The following is a 24,097-nucleotide window of genomic DNA, read 5'->3' on the forward strand; positions in this document are numbered from 1 at the left end:
CGTGCTGGGCGACATGCTGGCCGACACCCCGCTCGCCAAGATCGACGACATCGAGTTCGTCCGCACCGTGGCGGTGGCGCGCATCACCATGCCGCTGTCGATGGTCCGCCTCTCCGCCGGGCGCGAGAGCATGTCGGAAGCGACGCAGGCGCTGTGCTTCATGGCCGGCGCGAATTCGATCTTCACCGGCGACAAGCTGCTCACCGCCGCCAATGCCGGCGACGATGCCGACGCGGCGATGTTCGCGCGGCTGGGCCTGAAGCCCATGGAAGGCGAGGAGCCGCTGCGCGCCATGAAGGCCGTGGGCGGCTGCTCGGGCGGCTGCGCGGCCTGAACGTGGCAACGCGCATGACCGCGCCCGGTGCCGCCCCCGAGGCTACTGCCGCGAGCCTGTGGAAGGCGCACACTGCCGATCTCGCCGCGCTGGGCGAACGCGCCCGCCTGCGGTCGCTCACCCCGCGCCGGGGCATCGACTTCGCGTCGAACGACTATCTCTCGATGTCGTCCTCGCCGCGCCTTGCGGCTGCGGTGCAGGAAGCCATCGGGCGCGGCGTGCCGCTCGGCTCGGGCGGGTCGCGGCTGCTGCGCGGCAACGATCCCGAACACGAAGTGCTGGAGGCCGAAGCCGCCGCCTTCTTCGGGGCCGAGAGTGCGCTGTTCTTCTCGGCCGGATATGCCGCCAATGTCGCGCTGCTCTCCACGCTGCCGCAGAAGGGCGACCTGATCGTCCATGACGAGCTGGTCCACGCTTCGATGCACGAAGGGCTGCGCCTCACCCGCGCCACGTCGGTCTCCGCCGCCCACAACGATCCGCAGGCATTCGACGACGCCGCGCGCGAATGGCGGGCCGCCGGCCACACCGGCCGCATCTGGCTGGCGTTCGAGACGCTCTATTCGATGGACGGCGATTGCGCGCCGGTGGCCGACTTCGCCGAAGTGGCGCGCCGGCACGAGGCGATCATGTTCATCGACGAGGCCCATGCCACCGGTGTGTTCGGCCCCAACGGACGCGGCCTTGCCGCCGAGCTGGACGGACGGCCGGACACCATCGTCCTGCGCACCTGCGGCAAGGCGCTGGGCTGCGAAGGCGCGCTGGTGCTGGGGCCGCGCGTGGTGCGCGATTTCCTGGTCAACCGGGGCCGCCCTTTCATCTTCTCGACCGCGCCCTCGCCGCTGGTCTGCGCCGCCGTGCGTGAAGCGATCCGGATGCTGGCCGACGAGCCCGAGCGCCGCGAACGGCTTTCCGCGCTGGTCCGTCATGCGGAAAACCGCCTGACGCCGCTGGGCGCGCTGCGCAGCGGATCGCAGATCCTGCCGCTGATCCTGCACGAGGACGCGCGCACGATGGCTGTGGCGGGCAAGCTGCAGGAAGCCGGCTTCGACGTGCGCGGCATCCGCCCGCCCACGGTGCCGCAGGGCACCAGCCGGCTGCGTATCTCGCTGACGCTGAATGCCACCCCAGGCGATGTCGATGCGCTGGCCGACGTGCTGGCGGAAGCGCTGAGATGAGCCGCTTCGTCGTCACCGGAACCGACACCGGCGTCGGCAAGACCGTGTTCTCGGCAGCCCTCGCGGGCGCGCTGGAAGCCCATTACTGGAAGCCGATCCAGTCCGGCCTCGACGAAGGCGCGGACCGGGATCACGTCGCCCGGCTGGGCGGTCTTCCGCCCGAGCGCGTGCTTCCCGAGGCCTATCTGCTGAACACGCCCTGCTCGCCCCACCGCGCGGCAGAGATCGACGGCGTCGCGATCGACATGGCGCGGCTGGCGCTGCCAGGCGCCGATCGGCTGGTGGTCGAAGGCGCAGGCGGCGCACTGGTGCCGGTCACCCGCAACACCACCTATGCCGATATCTTCGCCTGGTGGAACCTGCCGGTGATCGTCGTCGCGCGGACCACGCTGGGCACGATCAACCACAGCCTGATGACCATCGAAGTGCTGCGCGCGCGCGGGGTTGCCATCCGCGGCATCGCCTTCGTGGGCGACGAAGTGGCCGACAGCGAGATGACAATCTGCGGCATGGGCGACGTGCGCAATCTGGGCCGCCTGCCCCGGCTGGAAACGCTGGATCGCGCCAGTGTCTCTGCCGCTTTCGCCGCGCATTTCCGCATCGAGGATTTTGCATGACCGGCTCGCCCGTCTGGCATCCCTTCACCCAGCACGGGCTGCAGGAACCGGTTCCCCTCGTCACCCATGCCGACGGGGCTGCGCTCTACACGGCCGACGGGCGCCGCGTGATCGACGCGATTTCCAGCTGGTGGGTCACCACCCATGGCCATTGCCACCCGCGCATCATGGAGGCGATCCGCCGGCAGGCGGGCAAGCTGGACCAGCTGATCTTCGCCGGCTGGACGCACGAACCGGCCGAGGCGGTGGCGCGCGGGCTGGTCGAGATCATGCCGCCCGAGCTGACGCGCGTGTTCTTCTCCGACAGCGGCTCCACCTGCGTCGAAGTCGCGCTCAAGATGGCGCTGGGCTTCTGGGCGCATGAAGGTTCCGGCCGCCAGCGCATCCTGGTGATGGAACACAGCTATCATGGCGACACCATCGGCGCGATGTCGATCGGCGAGCGCGGCGTGTTCAACGCACCGTACGAGCCATTGCTGTTCGACGTGGGCACGATCCCGTTCCCGGTGGGAGACGGCGCCAACACCATCGCCGCGCTCGAAACCGCGTGCCGGGCAAAGCCGGCCGCGTTCATCGTCGAGCCTCTGGTGCTGGGCGCGGGTGGGATGCTGGTCTATCCGCCCGAGGTGCTGGCCGCGATGGCTAAAGTCTGCCGCCGCCACGATGTGCTGTTCATCGCAGACGAGGTCATGACCGGCTGGGGCCGCACCGGCACGCTGCTCGCCTGCGAACAGGCCGGCGTAGCGCCCGACATCCTCTGCCTTGCCAAGGGGCTGACCGGCGGATCGATGCCGCTCGCCGTCACCATGGCGCGCGAGGAGATCTTCATGGCGCACTGGTCCACCGACCGCGCGAAGATGTTCTATCATTCGTCGAGTTACACCGCGAACCCGATTGCCTGTGCAGCCGCGGCGGAAAACCTCGCGATCTGGCGCGAGGAACCCGTGCGCGAGCGAATCGCGGCATTGGGCATCCGGCAGCAGGCGATGCTCGACCGGCTCGCCGCCCTGCCCGGCGTGCGCAACACCCGGCGCTGCGGCACCATCGCCGCGCTCGACCTCGAAGTGCCCGACGGCGGCTATCTCTCGTCGCTCGCCCCCCGGCTGATGGCCATGTTCCGCCAAGCGGACGTGCTGCTGCGCCCGCTGGGCAACACGATCTACGTGATGCCGCCCTATTGCCTCGACGAGGCCGACCACGCGCAAGTGGAAGGCGCCATCGCCGAAGCGGCGCGGACGCTGGCGGGCTAGTTCGCGAGCGGTGAAGCGGGGGGTGACGGCGGCGCTGCGGGAAGCGCTATCCGGCGCACGGTCAGCACTTTCACCGGCTTCTCCAGCATCTGCCCCTTGAGCGCGCCTTCGCCGGCGGTGGCGGAGATCGGCGCATCCCAGATCCGGCGCACCGTGTCCATGCCCTCCACCACGTGACCGAACGCAGCATAGCCCGCCTGCGCCTCAGGGTTGGTGGAATCGGGCTGCGCGTCCAGCCCTTGCATGTCCGACAGCAGAATCGAGAAATCGCCAGTCGCCGTGCCGGGGGCATAGCGCGCCATCGAGATCGTGCCGGCCTTGTGCAGCACGCCGGTCACGTTCGTCGGCTCATGCGCGATAGGCTTGAGCACGCGCTTCGGATCGCCGCGCACGCCCGCCTGCACCAGCCCGTTGGGCGGAGTGCCCCAGTCGAGATGCATCGCCCGGTAGAACACGATCCCGTCGAAGCGCTTCTGATCGACATAGCGCAGGAAGTTCGCCGTGCTGACCGGCGCGTGCTTGCCATCGAGATCGAGGACGATGGTGCCCGCTTCGGTGGTCATCGCGACCCGCTCGGTGTCGTGCAGGACGGGTTCGGGTAGCGGCGGGGCGGGGTGGGGAGCGGCTTTGCGCGGCGCGGCCGCAGAAAGGGCGATCAACAGCGGAAGCGCGGCGGCAAGAACGAATCGACGGTTCATCGCTCGATGCTGCCCGAGCCGGCGCGCACTTTCCAGCCTCGGTGCGGCGCCTGGCCAAGGCGAGGAACAGCGTGGGAACGGGAGCGGCAGGCCACGGGCCGGCCGCTCCTTTCGTCTGCCAGTGCGGCCATTCGTCAGTCCGGCAGCATCACCATCTTGAGCGCGCCTGCCTCGCGCGCCTCGAACAGGCGATAGGCCTCGGCACCCTGCGACAGCGGCATCCGGTGGCTGATGTAGCGCTCCGGCCGCAGGCGCCCCGATTGCACCAGCGGGAACAGCGCGGGCAGTTCCTCGGGCACAGAACAGGTACCGGTGCGGAAGGTCAGCCCCGCCGCGAACGCGCGCTCCAGCGGGAACGGGAAGCGGCGCGACTGCTGCACCCCGATCACCGAGACGGTTCCACGCGGGCGCACCAGCCGCAGCGCGAAATCGACCGTCTTGTCGCTGCCGACCACTTCGATGGCGCAATCGAGCTTGCGGCCGTGCGTGTCTTCCTTGATCCGCTCCATCGCCTCGTCCGGGTGGAGCGCGATGGCGCCCGATTCCTCGGCCAGCGCGCGGCGTTCGGCGATGGGGTCGATCGCATAGACCACGTGCGCGCCCATCACGAAAGCGCTGTCCACCGCCATCAGCCCGATGGGGCCAAGACCGACCACCGCCACGCTCGATCCGGGCACGATGTCCGCCATGCGTGCGCCGTACCACGCGGTCGCCAGCGCGTCGGTCATCATCAGCGCCTGCTCGGCGTCGACGCCGTCCGGGATTTTCACCGCATTCATGTCGGCGGCGGGCACGCGCACCGCTTCGGCCTGCGACCCCTGGAGCTTGGCGGAAAGTCCGTAGCAGCCCGCCCCGTTGTTCTCGCACAGGTTGACCACCCCGGCGAGGCAGGCGCGGCACGCGCCGCAGCCGACTGCCGCCGGGATCATCACCTTGTCGCCTGCCTTCAGCCGGTGGACGCCCCGGCCAACTTCGACCACTTCGCCCACGGCCTCGTGGCCGACACAGAAGCCGACGTCCTCGGAAAAGCCGTGGCCGTGGTAGATGTGCAGATCCGATCCGCAGATCGAGCAGGCATCGACCTTGATGATCGCATCGCGGTCCGACAGGAGCGCAGGATCGTCCATGCTCTCGTGCCGGATGTCGCGTTCGCCGTAATAACGCAGGGCCTTCATCGCTTGCCTTCCCTCAGATCGCGCGTTCGCGCCCGGCCCAGAAGGGCTCGCGCAGCTTGCGCTTGAAAATCTTGCCCGAATCCTCGCGCGGCAGGCTGTCGGCGAAGTCGATCCGGCGCGGCACCTTGTAGGCGGTCATCACCCTGCGCAGCTCTGCCTTGAGGTCGTCGGCGTGCAGGGTCACGCCTGGCATCGGCTGGACCACCGCCATCACGCTTTCGCCGAATTCCTCGTCGGGAATGCCGAACACCGCGCAATCGGCGACGCCGGGCAGCTTGTGCAGTTCGGCCTCGATCTCGGCCGGGTAGATGTTCGCCCCGCCCGAAATGATCATGTCGTTCTTGCGGTCGCACAGATAGAGGAAGCCATCGGCATCGAAATAGCCGACATCGCCCGGCGTGATGAGGCCATACTTTTCCATCGCCGCGCGCTTTTCAGGCGCGTTCTGGTAGGTGAAGTCGCTGCCATGGCGCCCGCGTCCGATCACTTCGCCGATCGTGCCCGGCGGAACGTCGTTGCCCGCCTCGTCCACCACGCGCAGATCGACGCCGGGCATGATCCTGCCCACCGAACCGGGGTGCGCCAGCCATTCTTCCGAAGTCAGGCTGGTGACGTTGCCCATCTCGGTCGAGCCGTAATATTCGTTGATCACCGGCCCCCACCATTCGATCATCGCACGCTTGACCGGCGGCGGGCAGGGCGCGGCGGCGTGCGTGATGAAGCGCAGCGAGGACAGGTCGTACTTGCGCTTCACCTCTTCCGGCAGGCGCAGCAGGCGGTTGAACATGATCGGCACCATGTTGAGGTGCGTGATCTTCTCCCGCTCGATCAGTTGCAGCAATTCCTCGGCATCGAAGCGCGGACAGATCACCACGTTGGCGCCCAGCCGGATCGAGAAGGCCGAATGCGCATTGGGCGCGGAGTGGTAGACCGGGCCGATCACGGCGGTGGTGATGCTGTCGGGCGCGGCGCGGCCCTCGATCACGTCCATGTAGCCATAGGAGCGCGCGAGCATCATGTTGACCGCCTCGCCCTGTTCAGGCGTGAACGGCGCGCGGCGCACGCCCTTGGGGCGGCCGGTGGTGCCAGAGGTGTAGATGATCGACGACAGCGGCGGCTGCGGTTCGCCCGCAAACTGCGCGGCGGCATCGACCAGCTTGCCCCACAACGGCGCGCCTGCGGGCAAGGTGGTTTCGGGCAGGCCGTAAGCGGCGCGCACTTCGGGCGGGGTGTCCACGATCACCACGGCAAGGCCCTCGGGCACGGCCTCTGCAATCGGCGGCAGCAGATCGGCGTGGATGATCAGCAGCTTCACCGCGCTGTCGCGCAGCAGGTAGCCCGCTTCATCGGGCGTATAGTGCCAGTTCACCGGCACGGGGTAGGCGCCGAGCATCCCGGCGGCAAAGACGGCTTCGAAATAGGCGAGGTCGTTGCGCAGATAGAGCGCGACGCCATCGCCCGGCACGATGCCGAAGTCCTGCAGCACGGTCGCCGCCTTGCGCGCGCGTGCGTCGAACTGCTCCGGCGTCAGCGTCTGGTCGCCGCTCTTGATCCAGCCCATCGTCTCTCTCCCGCAGATCGTGTGGCGAAGGCCGGAAGCGCCCGCAGCGCCTCCGGCCCTCGACCGGTCAGGTCAGGTCAGCGTGCGTTGCTGCGCACGTATTCCTGGATCTTCTGCTTGCCGAGCTGGCTCATGTGGACTTCTTCGGGTCCATCGGTGAGGCGCACGAAGCGGTTGAGCGTGAAGAACGAGGCCACCGGGGTGTCCCCGCTCACGCCCATGCCGCCGTGGACCTGGATCGCGCGGTCGCACACCGTCTGCGCCATGGTGGGGGCGACGACCTTGATCGCGGCGATCAGGTCCTTCGCCACCTTGTTGCCATAGCGGTCCATCGCATCGGCAGCCTTGAGCGTCAGCAGGCGGGCCATTTCGACTTCGCAGAAGCTGCGGGCGACGTCCTGGCGGATGCTCGACTGGTCAGCCAGCTTCTTGCCGAAGGCGACGCGGCTGTCGGCGCGGCGGGCCATGAATTCCAGCGCGCGCTGGGCCTGACCGATCGAGCGCATGCAGTGGTGGATGCGGCCCGGCCCGAGGCGCCCTTGCGCGATTTCGAAGCCCCGGCCTTCGCCCAGGATCAGGTTTCCGGCCGGAACGCGCACGTTGTCGAAGCGCAGCTCGCATTCGCCGCCGGGCGAATTGTGCGAACCGAACACCGACAGGTGGCGCACGATGGTGATGCCCGGAGTCTTGGGTTCGACCAGGATCTGCGAGTGCTGGGTGTGGCGATCGCCATCGAAGCGGCTCTTGCCCATCACGATCCAGATGTCGCAACGCGGGTGCATCGCGTTGGAAATCCACCACTTGCGCCCGTTGAGCACGTAGTCGTCGCCATCGCGGATGATCGACAGTTCAAGGTTGGTGGCGTCCGACGAGGCGACCTGCGGTTCGGTCATCACGTAGGCCGAGCGGATTTCGCCATCGAGCAGCGGCTTGAGCCACTTTTCCTGCTGCTCCGGGCTGCCGAACTTGGCCAGCACTTCCATGTTGCCGGTATCGGGGGCCGAGCAGTTGAACACCTGGCTCGACCACGGCACGCGGCCGAAGATTTCCGCCAGCGGGGCATATTCGAGATTGGTCAGGCCGGGCGAGAGTTCGCCATATTCGTGGGGCAGGAACAGGTTCCACAGGCCGAGCGCCTTGGCCTTGGCCTTGAGCGCCTCCATGCCGGGCCATTCCTTCCAGAGGTTGTTCTGGTCGTGGACGAAGTCGGTATAGGCCTGTTCGTTGGGATAGATGTGTTCATCCATGAAGGCTTCGATCTGCGCGATCAGGCCCTTCACCTTGTCGGTATGTTCGAAAATCATCGTTGGTGCCTCTTTTCGGAAAAAGTCAGAGTGAAAGGCCGCCGTCGACCACGAGCGTGTGGCCGGTGACGTAGGATGCGAGCGGGCTGGCAAGGAAGATCGCCGCGCCCGCCATGTCTTCGGGGGTACCCGCGCGGCGCTGGGCGATGGCGGCCAGCGCGCCTTCCAGTCGCTGCGGGTTCCGGGTGGTAACGCGGGTCAGTTTGGTGTCGACCAGGCCGGGCGCGAGACCGTTCACGCGAATGCCGTCGGCGGCAAAGGCCTGCCCCAGCGTCTTGGTCAGGCTGATCGCGCCGGCCTTCGACGCGGCATAGGCGGGGTTGCCGATATTGGCCTTCAGCCCCGAGATCGAGCTGACGATCACGATCGATCCCTGCGTTTGCGACAGCGCACCGCGGAACTTGCGCGCGCAGTGCATCAGGCTGTCGAGATTGACCGCCATGACCCGGTCCCAGCCCTCGCGCTCGAACTCGCCGCGGCGGTAGACCACCGTGCCCTGGCACAGGATCAGCACGTCCAGCCCGTCGAACGGAGCCGGCGCCGCCTCGATCGCATCGGGATCGCCCACGTCGACGCAGGTATAGCCAAGGCCCGCCAGGTCCGAGCCATCGGCCGGATCATAGTCCTCTGCCTTGGCCCGCGTGCCCCAGACGTGAACGTCTGCACCGCGCATCCGGAAACCATGGGCTATGCCGTTGCCGATGCCGCTGGAGCCGCCCACGACCAGCACTTTCCTGCCGGTGAAATCGGTATCGTCGATCATGCGAAAAGCTGTCCTCTCTCTCACCCGATCCGGCGCAACGCGCGCTCGAACAGGTCGATGGTGTGGGCGTGGAGCCGGTCGCCGATCTCGCGCGGGGCCTTGCCGGCGCAGGCGCGGGCGTTCGATCCTTCAAGGATGATGCCCAGCTTGTAGCAGGCCATCACCGCGAACCAGTCGAAGTGGGCAAGATCGCGCCCGGTCTGCTGGCCATAGCGAGCGACCAGCTCGTCGATCGTGGCGAAGCCGTCCCACGGCGTGATCGCCACGTCGGTCGCGCGCGGGCGGCCTTCCTCGGGCCAGGTCGCGGCCAGCCAGCCGAGGTCGAGCAACGGATCCCCGATGGTGCACAGTTCCCAGTCGACCACCGCGGCAAGTTCGCCGCTGTCGTGGCGGAACATCACGTTGCCGAAGTGAAAATCGCCGTGGATGATACCGGGCTGGAAGCTGGGCGGGATATGATCCTCCAGCCAGCGCGCCACCTTGTCGACGCCGGGGATCGCCTGCGGTCCGGTCCAGCCGGGAAATTCCTCGTAGCTCTTGAGCTGCGAGGCCCAGCGGCCCACCTGCCGGCCCAGCCAGTTGTCGAGCTTGCCGAAATCCGAGAGGCCAACGGCCTGGTAATCCACCTTGCTCAGCGCGGCGATGGCATCGACCATGGCGAGGCCCATGCGGTGGCGCACCGCCGCATCGCCCGCGTGCAGCGGCTCCAGCCCCTGCGCCGCGTTGAAGCCGTCGATCGGCTCCATCAGATAGAACGCCGCGCCCAGTACGCTGTCGTCCGGGCAGGCCGCGATCAGGCCGGGGTGCGGCACATCGGTGCCCGCCAGCGCGGCCAGCGCGCGTGCCTCGCGGCGCATCGTCTCGTTGGAATTGGCGCGCAGGTGCGGCGGGGGGCGCCGCAGCACATAGGTGCGCCCGGCACGGCCGAATCGCAGCAGGATGTTCTGCGTGCCGCCCGAAAGCTGCTCCACCGCCTCGAGCGGGCCATGGCCCAGCCCCTCGCGGTCCATCCATGCCACAAGCGCAGCCAGGTCCACACCGGCGATCGCATCCGCCTCGCTCACGTATCCTCCACCAGTCTCCCGATTTTGCTCGGGTCGAATCTCTTATCCAGATGGATAATGTGTTTGACTTAGCCGCGTGTCAAAAGGTATTTGCAGGCCATGGCCAGTTCCGCCCCCGTGCCCCGCGCCGATCCGGCGGAAATGCTCAAGGAAGCCGCGCTCCGCCTGTTTGCCGAACATGGCATCGACGGCGTGACCGTGCGCCAGATCGCCGAGGGCGCCGGGCAGAAGAACCACGCCGCGGTGGGCTATCACTTCGGATCGAAGGAAGCGCTGGTGCGCGCGGTGATCGTCCACGGCGCGCGCCTGATCGATGACTTGCGCAACCGGATGCTCGACGACCTGGAAGCGCGCAGCGGCCCGGCCCGCCTGTTCGACGTGACCGACCTGCTCGTCCGCTCCTCGCTGCTGCCTTCCGATCCGCCGTGGAGCGACTGCTACAACCGCTTCGTGGTGATGATCCAGTTGTCGAACCGGCGCCTGTTCATGGACGCCGTGGATGGGCAATGGAACTCGGGCTACCAGCGCTGCCTCGATCATGCCCGGCGGCTGATGGCCGACGTGGCCCCCACGCTGGTCAACCAGCGGCTGCTGTTCATGGGCGCGGCGCTCGGCGGGATTCTGTCGGCGCGCGAAAGCGAACTAGCGGATACCTCGCGCCCGCATCCCACGTGGACCGACCCGGCCACGCTCGCGCGCGTGGCACAGGCGCTGGCGGCCATCCTCGAAGGCGGCCCTGCGCCCGATTGAACGACACCAAATGAAAGGGGCACCGGCCTTGGCCGATGCCCCTGAAGTTCACTTCATGCGCTCACGTCATGCCACCTCAACGCAGGGCTGCGGATTTCGATCCTGCGGGCGCCAAAGAACTTGCCGCCGCCAGCTGGCGCGCCACGTTCAGCAGCTGCACCGCGTCGAAGGGCTTGCCCACCACAGGGCGGTCGGCGAAGCAGGCGGGCAGATGCTCGCGCCCGTAACCGCTGACGAAGGCGAAGCGCACACCCGCCGCGTCGAACGCCGCGGCCACCTTGTCCACCTTTTCGCCATGCAGATTGCCGTCGAGCAGGGCAATGTCGGGACGCTGCGAGGCAATCGCCTCGATCGCCTCGGCGCAAGTGGTGACCGGCCCCAATGGCACCGCGCCGGCGTTCTCCAGCAGCATTTCGAGTTCCATGGCCACCAGTGGTTCGTCTTCGACGATCAGCACGCGCTGTCCCGCGATCGACAGGCCATCGGCACGCGAGTCAGGACCTGTCGGCGCCGACCTGACGGGAGGCACCGCGCAGGATGCGCCCTGCGCCAGCGGCATCCGCAGCGTCCAATGCACGCCTTCGGGGCGGAATTCGGATCGCGCCTCGCCGCCCAGACTCGACTGGATCAGCCGCGAGCCGAACCCCGAGTGATCGGGCGGTGCCACCGCCGGGCCGCCGCTTTCGCGCCAGTCCAGCAGCAGTGTGCCCTCGCACACGTCCCAGGTCACATCCACGCGCCCCGCCGTATCCGACAGCGCACCGTACTTGATCGCGTTGGTGACGAGTTCGTGGAACACCATCGCCAGCCGCAGAGCCGGTTCGGGCGCCAGATAGGCCGAGGGGCCTGACGCGCTGAGCCGTCCGGTGGGCACGGCCCCCAGCGCGAGTTGCTCGGCGATCAGTTCAGCCACGCTCGCCCCTTCCCACGTCGCCGCGCTGAGCAGCGAGTGCGCGCGCGCCAGTGCCTGCAGGCGCCCGGTGAACGTCTTGAGAAAAGCCTCGGGCGAGCGCGAGTGACGCACGCTTTGCGTCGCGATGGCCTGGACCGTCGCGAGCGAGTTCTTCACGCGGTGGTTGAGTTCGCCCACCAGCAGCGCCTGCGTCTCCTCCGCCCGGCGCCGCTCGGTCACGTCGAGCACCTGCAGCGCCAGCGTGCCCCGGCCATCGGGCCCGGTGAGCGACGAGCAATACCATTCACCATCGATCGTCACGCCGTCGGCGCGCGCCATGCGGTGGTGCATCGTCTCACTCGCCTCGCCCCGGTCAAGCAGCGCCTGCATCGCCCGCACGAAATCCGCGCGCCCGTCCTCGGGCAGCCACGGCACCTGCGAAATCTGGAGGCCCAGCACGTCGGCGCGGGCGAAGCCCGTCATCCGCTCGGTCGAACGGGTCCAGGTGATGACGCGCAGGTCGGCGTCGATTTCGATGATCCCCAGCGGGGAATTGTCGCTGTGCGCGCGCAGCCGCGACAGCACCAGGCCCAGTTCGTCGCGCTGCCGAGCCAGTTCCTGCCGCTGCCGCGCGAGCTGCGCGAACACGCCCACCTTGCTTGCCAGCACCTGCGGATCGACCGGCTTGAGCAGGTAATCGACCGCTCCCGCCTCGAAACCGCGGAACTTGCGCCGCTCGTCAGTGGCAAGCGCGGTCAGGAAGATGATCGGCACGCCGCGCGTCCGCTCGATCCCGCGCATCAGTTCGGCCAGTTCGAAGCCGTCCATGCCCGGCATCATCACGTCGAGCAGGGCCAGCGCGAAATCCTGTTTCAGCAGCAATTCCAGCGCCTCGAAGCCGCTGCGCGCCTTGACCACCTCGATCCCGCTCTGCTGGAGCAACGCTTCCAGCGCGCGCAGGTTCTCCTCGATATCGTCCACCGCCAGGATGCGGACCGGCTCAAGCTGCATCGCGCGTCTCCGTCACCGGCACGACATTGCGGCGGAAGATCTTCTCCTCCGGCACGAAATCGGCGAACGCATCGGAATGGGCAGAAAAGCGCAGCGTTTCCTTGGATCCCAGCCCCAGGAACCCGCCCCGCGCCAACGAGCGCCCGAACAGCCCGAGCGCGCGGTCCTGCAACTGCCGATCGAAATAGATCAGGACATTGCGGCTGGAAATCAGCTGCATTTCGGAAAAGACCTCGTCGCTGGCCAGGTTGTGGTCGGCAAAGACCGTGCGCCGGCGCAGGCTGGGATCGAACCGCGCCGCACCGAACGCCGCCGTGTAGTAGTCCGACAGCGAGCCCTTGCCCCCCGCCGCACGGTGATTGCGGGTGAAGCCGGGAATGCGATCCAGATCGTAGATCCCGGCCTTCGCCTTTTCAAGCGCGGCCGGGTTGATGTCGGTGCAATAGAAGATCGTGCGCTCCTCCAGTCCTTCCTCGCGCAGCAGGATCGCCAGCGAATAGAACTCCTCGCCATTGGCGCAGCCCGCGATCCACACCTTGAGCGAAGGCCAGGTGCGCAGATGGGGAACGACCTTTTCGCGCAGGGCGAGGAAGTAGGCCGGATCGCGGAACATCTCGCTGACCTGGATGGTCAGGAAGCCCATCAGCGCCGGCTGCACGCCGGGATCGTGCAGAACACGGTGCTGAAGCTCCGAAAAGGTCGCGCAGCCGAAATGCAGGCGCGCGCGGTCCATCCGCCGGCGCAGCGATTCGCGCGCATAGTTGCGGAAATCGAACTGGTAACGCCGCCAGATCGCTTCCAGCAGGAGGTCCAGTTCGATCTCCTCGGTGGTGTCGGGCGCGGTGATCATCGCGGCATCCACACGCGCACCAGCGACAGCAGCTTGTCCACGTCGAGCGGCTTGGCGAGGTAATCGTTGGCCCCGGCATCGAGGCAGTCCTGCTGGTCGCGCGCCATTGCCTTGGCGGTCAGCGCAATGATCGGCAGGGCGCGCCACGCGCCCTGCTTGCGGATCTCGCGCGTGGCGGTGAGGCCGTCCATTTCCGGCATCATCACGTCCATCAGCACCAGTTCCACCGGCAGCGCCTCGCCCCTGGCTGCCTTTTCCAGCTCGTTCAGCGCCTCCAGCCCGTTGCGCGCGATCCGCACCCGCGCGCCGTGCGGCTCAAGGATGCTGGTCAGCGCATAGACGTTCCGGATATCGTCCTCGACGACGAGGATATGGCGCCCCTCCAGCGCCGCATCGCGGGTCAGCGCCTTGGCCAGCAGCTTCTGCTGCGGCTCAGGCAGGTCGGCCACGACCTGATGAAGGAACAGCGTCACTTCATCGAGCAGGCGTTCGGGGCTTTTCGCGCCCTTGACGATGATCGACTTGGAATAACGCCGCAGGCGCAGTTCCTCTTCCGCCGAAAGATCGCGCCCGGTGTAGACGATCACCGGCGGGAAGCCGACGCTCTCGTCGGTGCTGAGCTTTTCCAGCAGGTCCAGTCCCGGCATGTCGGGCAGGTTGAGATCGAGCACCATGCAGTCGAACGTCTCGCTGCCCAGTCGTTCCAGACAGGCGGCCGCACTGTGCGCTTCCACCGTCTCGACATCGCGGGAGGCGAGCAGATGGCGCACGCTTTCGGCCTGGGCCACGTCGTCCTCCACCACCAGCACGCGGCGCAGGCGCTGGTCCATGCGCGCTTCCAGCCCTTCGAGCATCCCGACCAGCGATTCGCGCCGGACCGGCTTGAGCAGATAGCCCACCGCCCCGCTCGACAGTGCGGCGAGCGTATCGTCATCGACCGAGACGACGTGGACGGGAATGTGCCGGGTGCGCGTGTCGCGCTTGATCCGGTCGAGCACCGACAGCCCGGTGTGATCGGGCAGGTTCATGTCGAGGATTACCGCATGGGGCAAGTATTGCCGCGCCATCAGCGCGCCTTCGTCGGCGGTGCCCGCGATCAGGCACTGGAAGCCCATCTCGTGCGCCAGATCGCTGAGGATGCGGGCGAACACGGGATCGTCCTCCACCACCAGAATCACCCGCGCGTCACCCGACAGCACCTCGCGGTCATCCTCGGACGCCGCAGGGCGCACCATGGCCGTCGCAGGGGGAGGCGGGGATGCCGGTCGAAGCGGGGCAGCCGCGGCGGGCGGCGGCGGGAGGACCGAGGCGGGATCGTAGGCGTCCGGCAGGTCCAGCGTAAAGGCACTGCCCTGCCCCGGCGTGCTGTCGAGCGAGATGCCGCCGCCCAGCAGACGCGCCAGTTCGCGCGAGATCGAAAGGCCCAGCCCGGTGCCGCCATACTTGCGGCTGATCGTGCCATCCTCCTGCCGGAACGCCTCGAAGATCGCGTCCTGCTGCTCGGGCGCGATGCCCGGCCCCGTGTCGCGCACGGTGAAGCCGATGCGATGCCGCTCCTGGCGGTGCACTTCGAGCGCGACCTCGCCCCTGTCGGTGAACTTGATCGCGTTCGAGACGAAGTTCTTGAGAACCTGCTCCAGCCGCTGCGGATCGGTCTCGATGTCCTGCGGCACGTCCGGGTCGATCTTGACCGCCAGCATCAGCCCCTTGCTCTCGGCCGAGGCGCGGAAGCCCTGCGCGATCTTCTCCAGCAGCGGCGCGAGCCGCACGCGCCGGGGCTGCAGTTCCAGCCGCCCCGCCTCGATCTTGGAAATGTCGAGGATGTCGTTGATCAGCGTCAGCAGGTCGTTGCCGGATGTCTCGATCGTCTGGGCAAAACGCACCTGCTCGCCCGTCAGGTTGCCACCGCGATTGTCTGCCAGCAGCCGTGCCATGATCAGCAGGGAATTGAGCGGCGTGCGCAGTTCGTGGCTCATGTTGGCGAGGAATTCGCTCTTGTAGCGGCTGGCCAGCTCCAGTTCGCCCGCCTGCGCCTTGAGCGAGACCTGCACGCGCTCCAGTTCGTCGCGCTGCGCCTCGAGCGAGCGCGCCTGCTCTTCAAGCTGCACGTTGCTCCGTTCGAGCTCGGCCTGTTGCTGCTCCAGCTCGCCCTGCGCCGCCTGCAAGGCGCGCGTCTGCGCTTCCAGCTCGTCGTTGTTGGCACGCAGTTCCTCGCCCTGCGCCTGCAATTCCTCGGCCTGCTGCTGCGTCTCGGCCAGCAGCGCCTGAAGCTGCGCGCGGTACTTGCCCGAACGGATGGCGACGCCGAGCTGGCGGCGCACGAGGTCCAGATAGGCCGCCACGTCGGCACCGGTCACGTCGGCCTCACCCAGGAAGCCGAGCTCGACGACGGCGTTCACCGTGCCATCCACTTCGGTCACGCCGATCACCAGCCGGCCGGGACGCGCCCGGCCCAGCGCGGAACCGAAGCTGAAATAGCCATCGGGCACCTGGTCGATGGTGATCGTGCGGCCTTCGTCGACCGCGCGCATGGCGATGCCGTCATCGCGTGACAATCGCTGCGGCAGCGGCGCGGACTCGGGCACGCCCAGCGCTGCGATCCGGCGGAAGCCCTCGCCATCACGCACATAGATGGCCCCGGCCGAAGCGCCGGTGCGACCGGCGATATAGCGCAAGGCCGCACGGCCCAGATCGTCCAGCCCCTGCTCGCCGCCGACCGCCAGTGCCAGTCCCGCCTCGCCGTCGCGCAGCCATTGCTGGCGCACCGCCTCGTTGCGATAACGGATGAACATCACGCCAAGGCTCGCCAGCGCGATCTCCACCAGCGTTGCCAGCGTGCGGTTGACCATCGCGACGGAGGGATCGACGCCGGCGGGCGCGAGGTAGAACCCTGCAATCGTCAGTACCGTGGCCATCGCCGCTGACGCCACCGGCACCCACGGCCGGTCCGACAGGAACGCCAGCACGGTCGGCACCAGATAGATGACCCACACGGCAGTGCCGAGCGGGAACACGAGATCCGCCGCGAACGTCAGGCCGAGTATGGCGATAAGGGCAAGGCTCAGCAGATTACGGGCGGCAACGCCGCGCTGGAAAGGCATCTGGTTACTCTGTGAGGACACCCTGGTCGATCGAGCCGCCCCCCACTTCGCGCACGACGATCGTATTGCGCAGGGCAACGCCTCAGCGCCGGCCCGGTTCCCGGCACCACCCTGTGCGTGAGAGCAGCTAACCAAAGACAGATGCGCAGGCCCGGCCCATCTGCAATGGTGCGGCGCATGAATACGGCAGCCACCGACAGCGCAGCGGTGCGCCCGCACCAGCGCGCTTCGAGGGATGGACCAAAGTGCGGCCGAGGGAGATTCGGCGCTCTATCGCCGCATCGGATAGCGACGCCCGGTCATTCAGCAAACGTTTGCCATATTCGTCGCATTGCTGTATCCGCTTGCCAAGGCCCGCGATAACATCGGGCGAACGGGATGAGGACAATTCATGCGTGACCTGACGGCAAAGCCGCGGATGAGCCTGCTGCGCATCATCGAGATGAACCTCGGGTTCCTCGGCATCCAGTTCTCGTTCGGGCTGCAGCAGGCGAACATGGGGCCGATCTACCGCTTCCTTGGCGCGGACGAGGCGACCCTGCCGCTGCTGTGGCTGGCCGGCCCTGTCACCGGGCTGCTCGTCCAGCCCATCGTCGGCGCGATGAGCGACCGCACGGTGAGCCGGTTCGGCCGCCGGACGCCCTATTTCCTCGTCGGCGCACTGCTGTGCAGCCTGGGCCTGCTGCTCATGCCCTACAGCCCGGCACTGTGGTTTGCCGCCAGCCTGCTGTGGATGCTCGATGCCGCCAACAACGTCACCATGGAGCCATACCGCGCCTATGTCGGCGACCGGCTCGACGCCGACCAGCGCACCACCGGGTTCCTCGTGCAGAGCGCGTTCACCGGACTGTCGCAGACGCTGGCCTATCTCGCGCCTTCGCTGCTGGTGTGGTGGGGATTCAGCGCCGACGCGGTCGATGCCAACGGCATCCCCCAGGTCACCCGGATCGCCTTCGTCGCGGGCGCGGTGATCTCTCTCACCACGATCCTGTGGTCGGTGATCCGCGTTCCGGAGCTGCCGCTGTCCGAAGCGGAAATCGTGCGCATCCGCAGCGAGCGCCTGTCGCCCGGCACGGCGCTGCGCGATTTCGCCGCGGCGGTGGCGGAAATGCCGCGCCCGATGCGCCAGTTGGCGCTGTCGATGCTGTTCCAGTGGTTCGCGATGTTCGCCTACTGGCAGTTCGTGGCCTTCGCGCTGGCGCGCTCGATCTTCCAGACGAGCGACCCGGCCAGTCCCGCCTTCCGTCAGGCCGTGCTTCTCGCCGGGCAGGCGGGCGCGGTCTACAACGCCATCGCCTTTGTTGCCGCCGCGGCGATGATTCCCCTGGCCACCCGGCTGGGCGCGCGCAACGTCCACGCCGCCGCCGTCGCGCTGTCGGGCCTTGCCATGCTGGCGATCCCCCACGCTACCGACCGGACCACGCTGTTCCTGCTGATGACCGGTATCGGCATCGGCTGGGCGAGCATGATGGGCAACCCCTACGTCATGCTGGCCGGCGCGATCCCGCCGGAGCGGACCGGCGTTTACATGGGTATCTTCAACATGTTCATCGTGCTGCCCATGCTGATCGAAACGCTGGTCGTGCCGGTAATCTACCAGCCGCTGTTGGGCGGGGATCCACGTAACATATTGCTACTTTCGGGTGTTTTCATGCTAGCAGCAGGCGCGGCGACGCTGATCGTCCGGACCGCGCCCGAAAGGAGCGCCGCGTAACCGGCCTGTCACGCTCGGCACGGGGTCTCGAAACGGGGTTGGCGGGTTGACTGATACAGGTTCGCAATCTGATCGTCCGGCGGAGCGGCCCGAGGTGCGCAGCATCGCCGATCTGGCGCGCATCGCCGGGGTTTCAGTCTCGACCGTGTCCCGCGCGCTGACGGGCAAGGGCACGCTCAACGAAAAGACGCGCGAACGCGTGCGCGCGCTCGCCGATGCCCATGGCTTCCGGCTCAACGTTGCCGCGCAGAACCTGCGGCTTGGCCGCACGGGCGCCATCGGAGTGCTGCTGCCGCTGGGCCACGAGCGGTGCCAGCACTTGTCCGATCCGTTCTTCAGCGCGATGCTCGGCCATCTGGCCGACGAGCTGGCCGAACGCGGCTATGACCTGCTGCTGTCGCGCGTGCTGCCCAAGCGCAAGGACTGGCTCGACGATTTCGTCCGCTCCGGCCGGACCGACGGGATCATCGTCATTGGCCAGTCGGACCAGGGCGCCACGCTGAACCGCACCGCCAGGAGCTATCGCAACATGGTGGTCTGGGGCGCGCATGACCCGGCCAATGCCTATATCACCGTGGGCAGCGACAATGTCGCCGGCGGCCAGATCGCCGCTCGGCACCTCGTTGCGCGCGGTCGTCGGCGCCTCGCCTATTTCGGCAACATCGCCGCGCCCGAATTCGCCGCGCGTGAAGCCGGGTTTCTCGAAACCCTGCCCGATGACATCCGCCGCGACGTGGACATCGTGCCGGTCCACCTGACTCCGGAAGGCAGCTACGAAGCCGCCATGGCCTATTTCGGCGCCGGCAACCGTCCCGACGGGATCTTTGCCGCGTCGGACATCATCGCGATGAGCGTGATCGGTGCCGCCGCCGAACACGGCATCGCGGTGCCGCGCGACATGTCGCTCATCGGCTTCGACGATGTTCTCGTTGCGCGAATCGCCACCCCCCCGCTCACCACCGTGCACCAGGACATCGCAGGCGGCGCCCGGCTGCTGGTCGATCTGCTGTGCCGCCGCCTTGCGGGCGAGCATGTTGCCTCGGTCACGCTGACGCCGCGTCTGGTGGAACGCGAGTCCAGCTAAAAAACAGCCCGATTCAAAATACTTGGACAGCGGGTGAAAGCCGTCGCCAAGCGATTGTCACGCATTTCAGCAAACGATTGCTTATTCTGATTGCAAACGTTTGCTGAAATGCGTATCCAACTCCCGAGCGGTCGTCCAGCGACCGCCATCGGTCCCCACGCAGGGCCATCTGGGAGGTATGTCATGAAGAGCGTTTTCCTTTTCGCGTCCGTCGCCCTGTGCGCGCTTTCCGCGCCGGCCCTTGCCCAGGACGCCAATCCGCAGCCTGCGGCCGATGATGCCGCCGCCGATCCGCTGGGCATGAACGAGATCGTCGTCACCGCACAGCCGCGCGCCGTGAACAAGCTGGACAGTTCGGTTTCGGTGTCCTCGCTCGGCGCCGCCGCCATCGCCGAAGCCGCGCCGCGCACCACCGCCGAAATCTTCCGCTCGATCCCCGGCATCCGTTCGGAATCGACCGGCGGCGACGGCAACGCCAATATCGCCGTGCGCGGCCTTCCGGTCGCCTCGGGCGGCGCGAAGTTCCTGCAATTGCAGGAAGACGGCATGCCCGTCATGCAGTTCGGCGACATCGCCTTCGGCAACGCCGACATCTTCCTGCGCGCCGATCAGACCATCGCCTCGATCCAGGCCGTGCGCGGCGGCAGCGCTTCCACGCTGGCCTCGAACGCGCCCGGCGGCGTCATCAACTTCATCTCGAACACCGGCGAGAAGGATGGCGGCGTGGTGATGGCCACGGCGGGCGTCGACTACGAGGATTACCGCGTCGATTTCGACTATGGCGGCCACATCGACGACAAGACCACGTTCAACGTCGGCGGTTTCTGGCGTTCGGGCGAAGGTCCGCGCGATGCGGGCTACACCGCCAACCGCGGCTACCAGATCAAGGCCAACCTCACGCGCAAGTTCGATGCCGGCTACGTCCGGGTCTATTTCAAGCACCTTGACGATCACGCGATCAGCTACCTGCCGATGCCCACGCGCGTCACCGGCACCAACGCCAATCCCACTTTCGGCTCGATCGACGGGTTCGACATCAAGTCCGACACGATCCAGAGCGCCTACTTCACCAGCGCCACCGGGCTGGACGGCCAGAACAACCGCCGCACCACCAACCTGAAGGACGGGATGCGTCCGCTGGTCAACGCAGTCGGCCTTGAAGCGGTGTTCGACGTGGCGGACGGGCTGAAGCTGGAAGAACGCTTCCGCTACCAGTCGGTCAAGGGCCGGTTCGTCTCGCCCTTCCCCGCCGAGATCGGCGGCGCGCAGGGCATTGCCGACAGCACCGGCAACTATCTCGCCAACGGCAGCTTCTCGGGCGGCGCGGCGGGCGCCTACTCGCTCCAGTATGCCACCGGCCCGAATGCGGGCAAGGCGTTCACCGGCGGGGCCAACGGCCTGGCCATGCGCACGCACCTGTTCAACGTCGACATCAACGATTTCGGCGGCTTCACCAACGACCTCAAGCTGACCAAGACCTTCGGTGACTATTCGCTCACCGCCGGCCTCTACAATGCGCGCCAGACCATCGACATGGACTGGGTGTGGGACAGCTTCCTGATGGAAGTGAACGGCCACAACGCCGCGCTGCTCAATGTGATGGACAACGCCAGCGGCAAGGTTCTCTCGCAGAACGGCCTCTATGCCTATGGCGTGCCCTTCTGGGGCAACTGCTGCACGCGCAGCTACAACGTCGATTACGACATCATCGCCCCCTACGCCGCGTTCAACGCGCAGGTCGGCCCCGTCAACTTCGACGCCTCGATCCGCTACGACAGCGTCAAGGCGCGCGGCGATTATGCCGGGGCGACGCAGGCCGTGCTCGATGTCAACCAGAACGGCACGATCGACCCCACCGAAACCAGCGTCTCGGTGATGAACAACGGCGCCGCCTCGCCGGTGAACTACAACGTCCACTACGTCTCGTGGTCGGTTGGCGCGAATTACCGCGTCAGCAATGACCTGGCGGTGTTCGCCCGCGCCAGCCGCGGCGGCCGCGCCAATGCAGATCGCCTGCTGTTCGGCCTGATCCAGCCCGACGGATCCGTGCGCAAGGCCGATGCGATCAACTACGTCAACCAGTACGAACTCGGCGTGAAGCTGCGCTCCGGTCCGTTCGCGCTGTTCCTGACCGGCTTCCATGCCAAGACGCAGGAGCAGAACTTCGAGGCGACCAGCCAGCGCTTCTTCAGCCGCGTCTACAAGGCGACCGGGCTGGAACTCGAAGCCGCCTACCGCAAGGGTATCTTCGACCTGCGCGCGGGCGCGACCTATACGCACGCCACCATTGCCAAGGACGCGATCACGCCGGCCAATGAAGGCAACCGCCCGCGCCGCCAGGCCGAGCTGCTCTATTCGTTCACCCCGGCGCTCGATTTCGGCGCGGCGCGCGTGGGCTTCAACGTGATCGGCACGACCAAAGCCTTTGCGCAGGACAACAACCAGCTGGTGTTCCCCGCCTATGCGCAGGTCAACGCCTTCGTGAACGTGCATCCCGTGGACAACGTCGAAGTCTCGCTCAACGCCAACAACCTCTTCAACGCCACCGGCATCACCGAGGCGGAGGAAGGCGCGATCGTCGACAACGCCACCAACTTCGTCCGCGCCCGCTCGATCAACGGGCGGACCATCTCCGCCTCGGTCAAGTACACCTTCTAAGCCCCGGGTCGCACCATGGGCGCCGCCGGCGGACAAGTCCGCCGGCGGTCCTCCCTCCCCATTTCCAGCAGGAGAGCACCTTGCCGATCCCCTCGCGCTGGAGCGCGGACCACGTCCGCGCCATCGGACCCCATGCCGCTGCCCCGCTGCTGACCGAGACCGACGTGGCACGTGTCTCCGCCGCCACCGACATCTGGGATGCCTGGCCACTCCAGCGGCGCGATGGCCACCCCTTCCTGCTGCCCGATGGCGCGCAGGTGTGGATGGCGCTTGGCGCGCCGCGCTTCCCCGATCCGGACGAGCGCCACGGCCACGCCCGCATCACCCTGTTTCGCCGCGCCGCCAATGGCGCATGGACCGAAATTGGCCCGGCGATGCCCGATGGCTTCGCCCCCGGCAGCCGCGAATGGTCTGGCAGCGCCATTGCCGACGATGACGGCACGCTGACGCTCTACTTCACCGCCGCCGGCCGCCGGGGCGAAAGCGAGCTGACTTTCGAGCAGCGGATGTTCTCGGCCCGCGCCACGCTCGAAAGCGATGGCCGCTGCACCGATTGGCACGACCTTGCCGAAGTGGTGCCGCCCGATCCCGCGCACTATATGCCCACCACCATCGGCGGCGGTATCGGCACGATCAAGGCATGGCGCGATCCCGCCTATTTCCGCAGTGCGGACGGCCGCCACTGGCTGACTTTCGCCGCCTCGCTCGCCGGATCGCCCAGCGCCTACAACGGAGTGATCGGCCTCGCCGTGGCGGAGCCGGACGCGCCCGATGCCTGGCGCCTGCTGCCGCCCATCGTCTCGGCAGACGGACTGAACAACGAACTGGAACGCCCCCACCTCGTTAGCCACGCGGGCAAGGTCTATCTGTTCTGGTCGACGCAGGCGCACGTCTTCGATCCTGCCGGGCCGGTCGGCCCCACGGGTCTTTACGGCATGGTGGCAGACACCGTGGAAGGGCCGTGGCAGCCGCTCAACGGCACCGGCCTCGTCTTCGCCAACCCGCCGCAGGCACCGGCGCAGGCCTATAGCTGGATGGTCCTGCCGGATCTTTCGGTCACCAGCTTCGTCGACAACTGGGGCGGCGACGATGTACGCCGCTTCGGCGCTACATTTGCCCCGTTCCTTCATCTGGAGCTGGACGGCACCCGCGCCGCGTTGAAGGAGACCTGATCGCGATGACCCAGCCCCGCCCTGCCCCCCGGCCTGCCCCCCGCCTTGCCGGCGTCGAACTCGGCGGCACCAAGACCATCCTCGTCCTCGCGGAGGGCCAGACCATCGTCGAGCAGGTCGCCATTCCCACCGAAGCGCCGGAAATCACCCTGCCCGCCGCATCGGCGGTCCTGCGCCGCTGGAACGATGCCGCGCCCATCGCCGCGCTCGGCATCGCCTCGTTCGGCCCGCTCGACCTTGCGGCCGGCACGATGCTGCCCACGCCCAAGCCGCACTGGTCGGGCGCCGCGGTCCGCGCCGCGCTGGCGGATGGCCTCGCCTGCCCCGTCGCGATCGACACCGACGTCAATGGCGCCGCGCTTGCGGAATATCGCTGGGGCGCCGGCGCGGCGCAGGGCTTCCAAAGCCTGTGCTACATCACCATCGGCACCGGTCTTGGCGGAGGCGTGGTCATCGACGGCCGCGCGGTCCACGGCGCGATGCACCCCGAGATTGGTCACGTCCGCGTCCGCCGCGCCGCAGGGGACACGTTCGCCGGCACCTGCCGGTTCCACGGCGACTGCATCGAGGGCCTCGTCAGCGGCCCCGCGCTCGCCGCGCGCTTCGGAATGCCGGGCGAGCAAGTCCCTGCCGACCACCCCACCTGGGCCTACGTCGCGACCGAAATCGCCGATCTCGTCGCCACGCTGTTCCTCATCACCTCGGTCGAAGCCGTGCTGATCGGCGGCGGCATCGGCATCGCCCGCGCCGCCCTGCTGCCCCAGGTCCGCACCCACCTGCTCGCAAGCCTTGGCGGCTACCTGCCGTTCCTGACGCCCGAGACGGTCGAAACCCGCGTCACCGTGCCGGCGCTGGGCGGCAAGGCCGGCCCGCTCGGCGCCATCGCCCTCGCGCTCGACGCACTCGGCTGAAGACCTGCCTCGA

At 67.7% G+C, this 24,097-nt stretch carries 18 protein-coding genes and 1 pseudogene; 10 read left to right on the forward strand and 9 right to left on the reverse strand.

Annotated features, from left to right (window positions below; translation table 11 throughout):
- The 4 genes and pseudogenes from OLX02_RS03650 to OLX02_RS03665 all read left to right on the forward strand — a co-directional run.
- Nucleotides 1–334, forward strand: a pseudogene (locus OLX02_RS03650) (biotin synthase); the annotation flags it as partial.
- Between the two features lie 14 nt (nucleotides 335–348).
- Nucleotides 349–1,509, forward strand: coding sequence for an 8-amino-7-oxononanoate synthase (locus OLX02_RS03655; RefSeq protein WP_264420341.1), 1,161 nt, complete (start codon nucleotides 349–351; stop codon nucleotides 1,507–1,509).
- Complete coding sequence (bioD, locus tag OLX02_RS03660) at nucleotides 1,506–2,126, forward strand: dethiobiotin synthase (RefSeq protein ID WP_264420343.1); 621 nt, start codon at nucleotides 1,506–1,508, stop codon at nucleotides 2,124–2,126. Before OLX02_RS03655 ends, bioD begins: the two co-directional genes overlap by 4 nt.
- The gene (locus OLX02_RS03665) at nucleotides 2,123–3,376 is read left to right on the forward strand and encodes an adenosylmethionine--8-amino-7-oxononanoate transaminase (protein ID WP_264420345.1); all 1,254 of its coding nucleotides are present in this window, start codon (nucleotides 2,123–2,125) and stop codon (nucleotides 3,374–3,376) included. Before bioD ends, OLX02_RS03665 begins: the two co-directional genes overlap by 4 nt.
- Here the strand turns inward: OLX02_RS03665 and OLX02_RS03670 are convergent.
- The 6 genes from OLX02_RS03670 to OLX02_RS03695 all read right to left on the reverse strand — a co-directional run bounded on the left by OLX02_RS03670 (nucleotide 3,373) and on the right by OLX02_RS03695 (nucleotide 9,941).
- Nucleotides 3,373–4,074, reverse strand: coding sequence for a peptidylprolyl isomerase (locus tag OLX02_RS03670; RefSeq protein ID WP_264420347.1), 702 nt, complete (start codon nucleotides 4,072–4,074; stop codon nucleotides 3,373–3,375). The genes OLX02_RS03665 and OLX02_RS03670 overlap by 4 nt on opposite strands.
- 134 nt (nucleotides 4,075–4,208) lie before the next feature.
- Nucleotides 4,209–5,249: an alcohol dehydrogenase family protein gene (locus OLX02_RS03675; RefSeq protein ID WP_264420348.1), complete on the reverse strand. Its 1,041-nt coding sequence runs from the start codon at nucleotides 5,247–5,249 to the stop codon at nucleotides 4,209–4,211.
- Between the two features lie 13 nt (nucleotides 5,250–5,262).
- The gene (locus OLX02_RS03680; RefSeq protein WP_264420350.1) at nucleotides 5,263–6,810 is read right to left on the reverse strand and encodes an acyl-CoA synthetase; all 1,548 of its coding nucleotides are present in this window, start codon (nucleotides 6,808–6,810) and stop codon (nucleotides 5,263–5,265) included.
- Nucleotides 6,811–6,887: 77 nt separating this feature from the next.
- Entirely contained in the window at nucleotides 6,888–8,114 is a 1,227-nt protein-coding gene (locus OLX02_RS03685) for an acyl-CoA dehydrogenase family protein (RefSeq protein WP_264420352.1), read from the reverse strand.
- 25 nt (nucleotides 8,115–8,139) lie between these two features.
- Nucleotides 8,140–8,877, reverse strand: coding sequence for an SDR family NAD(P)-dependent oxidoreductase (locus OLX02_RS03690; RefSeq protein WP_264420354.1), 738 nt, complete (start codon nucleotides 8,875–8,877; stop codon nucleotides 8,140–8,142).
- A 20-nt stretch (nucleotides 8,878–8,897) separates the two neighbouring features.
- On the reverse strand, nucleotides 8,898–9,941 hold the full coding sequence (locus tag OLX02_RS03695) for a phosphotransferase family protein (protein WP_264420356.1): 1,044 nt from the start codon (nucleotides 9,939–9,941) through the stop codon (nucleotides 8,898–8,900).
- Between the two features lie 99 nt (nucleotides 9,942–10,040).
- Here OLX02_RS03695 and OLX02_RS03700 point away from each other — a divergent pair, with 99 nt between their 5' ends.
- Complete coding sequence (locus tag OLX02_RS03700; RefSeq protein WP_264420357.1) at nucleotides 10,041–10,691, forward strand: TetR/AcrR family transcriptional regulator; 651 nt, start codon at nucleotides 10,041–10,043, stop codon at nucleotides 10,689–10,691.
- Nucleotides 10,692–10,767: 76 nt separating this feature from the next.
- Here OLX02_RS03700 and OLX02_RS03705 read toward each other — a convergent pair whose 3' ends face one another.
- From OLX02_RS03705 to OLX02_RS03715, 3 genes are read right to left on the reverse strand one after another with little or no spacing between them, the layout of a single operon-like run.
- Nucleotides 10,768–12,594 (reverse strand): response regulator, encoded by a 1,827-nt coding sequence (locus OLX02_RS03705; protein WP_264420359.1) that lies wholly within the window; start codon nucleotides 12,592–12,594, stop codon nucleotides 10,768–10,770.
- Nucleotides 12,584–13,444: a CheR family methyltransferase gene (locus OLX02_RS03710; RefSeq protein WP_264420361.1), complete on the reverse strand. Its 861-nt coding sequence runs from the start codon at nucleotides 13,442–13,444 to the stop codon at nucleotides 12,584–12,586. The genes OLX02_RS03705 and OLX02_RS03710 overlap by 11 nt, the downstream gene beginning before the upstream one ends.
- Entirely contained in the window at nucleotides 13,441–16,545 is a 3,105-nt protein-coding gene (locus OLX02_RS03715; protein ID WP_264420363.1) for a response regulator, read from the reverse strand. The genes OLX02_RS03710 and OLX02_RS03715 overlap by 4 nt, the downstream gene beginning before the upstream one ends.
- 391 nt (nucleotides 16,546–16,936) lie before the next feature.
- Here OLX02_RS03715 and OLX02_RS03720 point away from each other — a divergent pair, with 391 nt between their 5' ends.
- The 5 genes from OLX02_RS03720 to OLX02_RS03740 all read left to right on the forward strand — a co-directional run bounded on the left by OLX02_RS03720 (nucleotide 16,937) and on the right by OLX02_RS03740 (nucleotide 24,084).
- The gene (locus tag OLX02_RS03720) at nucleotides 16,937–18,259 is read left to right on the forward strand and encodes an MFS transporter (protein ID WP_264420365.1); all 1,323 of its coding nucleotides are present in this window, start codon (nucleotides 16,937–16,939) and stop codon (nucleotides 18,257–18,259) included.
- A 103-nt stretch (nucleotides 18,260–18,362) separates the two neighbouring features.
- Complete coding sequence (locus tag OLX02_RS03725) at nucleotides 18,363–19,343, forward strand: LacI family DNA-binding transcriptional regulator (RefSeq protein WP_264421151.1); 981 nt, start codon at nucleotides 18,363–18,365, stop codon at nucleotides 19,341–19,343.
- 183 nt (nucleotides 19,344–19,526) lie between these two features.
- On the forward strand, nucleotides 19,527–22,001 hold the full coding sequence (locus OLX02_RS03730; protein WP_264420366.1) for a TonB-dependent receptor: 2,475 nt from the start codon (nucleotides 19,527–19,529) through the stop codon (nucleotides 21,999–22,001).
- Between the two features lie 86 nt (nucleotides 22,002–22,087).
- On the forward strand, nucleotides 22,088–23,173 hold the full coding sequence (locus OLX02_RS03735; protein ID WP_413630082.1) for a glycoside hydrolase family 68 protein: 1,086 nt from the start codon (nucleotides 22,088–22,090) through the stop codon (nucleotides 23,171–23,173).
- A gap of 5 nt (nucleotides 23,174–23,178) precedes the next feature.
- Nucleotides 23,179–24,084 (forward strand): ROK family protein, encoded by a 906-nt coding sequence (locus tag OLX02_RS03740; protein ID WP_264420370.1) that lies wholly within the window; start codon nucleotides 23,179–23,181, stop codon nucleotides 24,082–24,084.
- Nucleotides 24,085–24,097: the final 13 nt, after the last annotated feature.

The organism is Novosphingobium sp. KCTC 2891, assembly GCF_025938155.1.
Classification (GTDB): Bacteria; Pseudomonadota; Alphaproteobacteria; order Sphingomonadales; family Sphingomonadaceae; genus Novosphingobium.

Bases quoted from the DNA above. Each gene is read 5' to 3' on its own strand.
- OLX02_RS03740 (WP_264420370.1), top strand. From the start codon at position 23,179: ATGACCCAGCCCCGCCCTGCCCCCCGGCCTGCCCCCCGCCTTGCCGGC.
- OLX02_RS03655 (WP_264420341.1), top strand. From the start codon at position 349: ATGACCGCGCCCGGTGCCGCCCCCGAGGCTACTGCCGCGAGCCTGTGG.
- OLX02_RS03710 (WP_264420361.1), bottom strand. From the start codon at position 13,444: ATGATCACCGCGCCCGACACCACCGAGGAGATCGAACTGGACCTCCTG.
- OLX02_RS03685 (WP_264420352.1), bottom strand. From the start codon at position 8,114: ATGATTTTCGAACATACCGACAAGGTGAAGGGCCTGATCGCGCAGATC.
- OLX02_RS03680 (WP_264420350.1), bottom strand. From the start codon at position 6,810: ATGGGCTGGATCAAGAGCGGCGACCAGACGCTGACGCCGGAGCAGTTC.
- OLX02_RS03665 (WP_264420345.1), top strand. From the start codon at position 2,123: ATGACCGGCTCGCCCGTCTGGCATCCCTTCACCCAGCACGGGCTGCAG.
- OLX02_RS03730 (WP_264420366.1), top strand. From the start codon at position 19,527: ATGAAGAGCGTTTTCCTTTTCGCGTCCGTCGCCCTGTGCGCGCTTTCC.
- OLX02_RS03690 (WP_264420354.1), bottom strand. From the start codon at position 8,877: ATGATCGACGATACCGATTTCACCGGCAGGAAAGTGCTGGTCGTGGGC.
- OLX02_RS03720 (WP_264420365.1), top strand. From the start codon at position 16,937: ATGCGTGACCTGACGGCAAAGCCGCGGATGAGCCTGCTGCGCATCATC.
- bioD (WP_264420343.1), top strand. From the start codon at position 1,506: ATGAGCCGCTTCGTCGTCACCGGAACCGACACCGGCGTCGGCAAGACC.
- OLX02_RS03705 (WP_264420359.1), bottom strand. From the start codon at position 12,594: ATGCAGCTTGAGCCGGTCCGCATCCTGGCGGTGGACGATATCGAGGAG.
- OLX02_RS03670 (WP_264420347.1), bottom strand. From the start codon at position 4,074: ATGAACCGTCGATTCGTTCTTGCCGCCGCGCTTCCGCTGTTGATCGCC.
- OLX02_RS03715 (WP_264420363.1), bottom strand. From the start codon at position 16,545: ATGCCTTTCCAGCGCGGCGTTGCCGCCCGTAATCTGCTGAGCCTTGCC.
- OLX02_RS03675 (WP_264420348.1), bottom strand. From the start codon at position 5,249: ATGAAGGCCCTGCGTTATTACGGCGAACGCGACATCCGGCACGAGAGC.
- OLX02_RS03700 (WP_264420357.1), top strand. From the start codon at position 10,041: ATGGCCAGTTCCGCCCCCGTGCCCCGCGCCGATCCGGCGGAAATGCTC.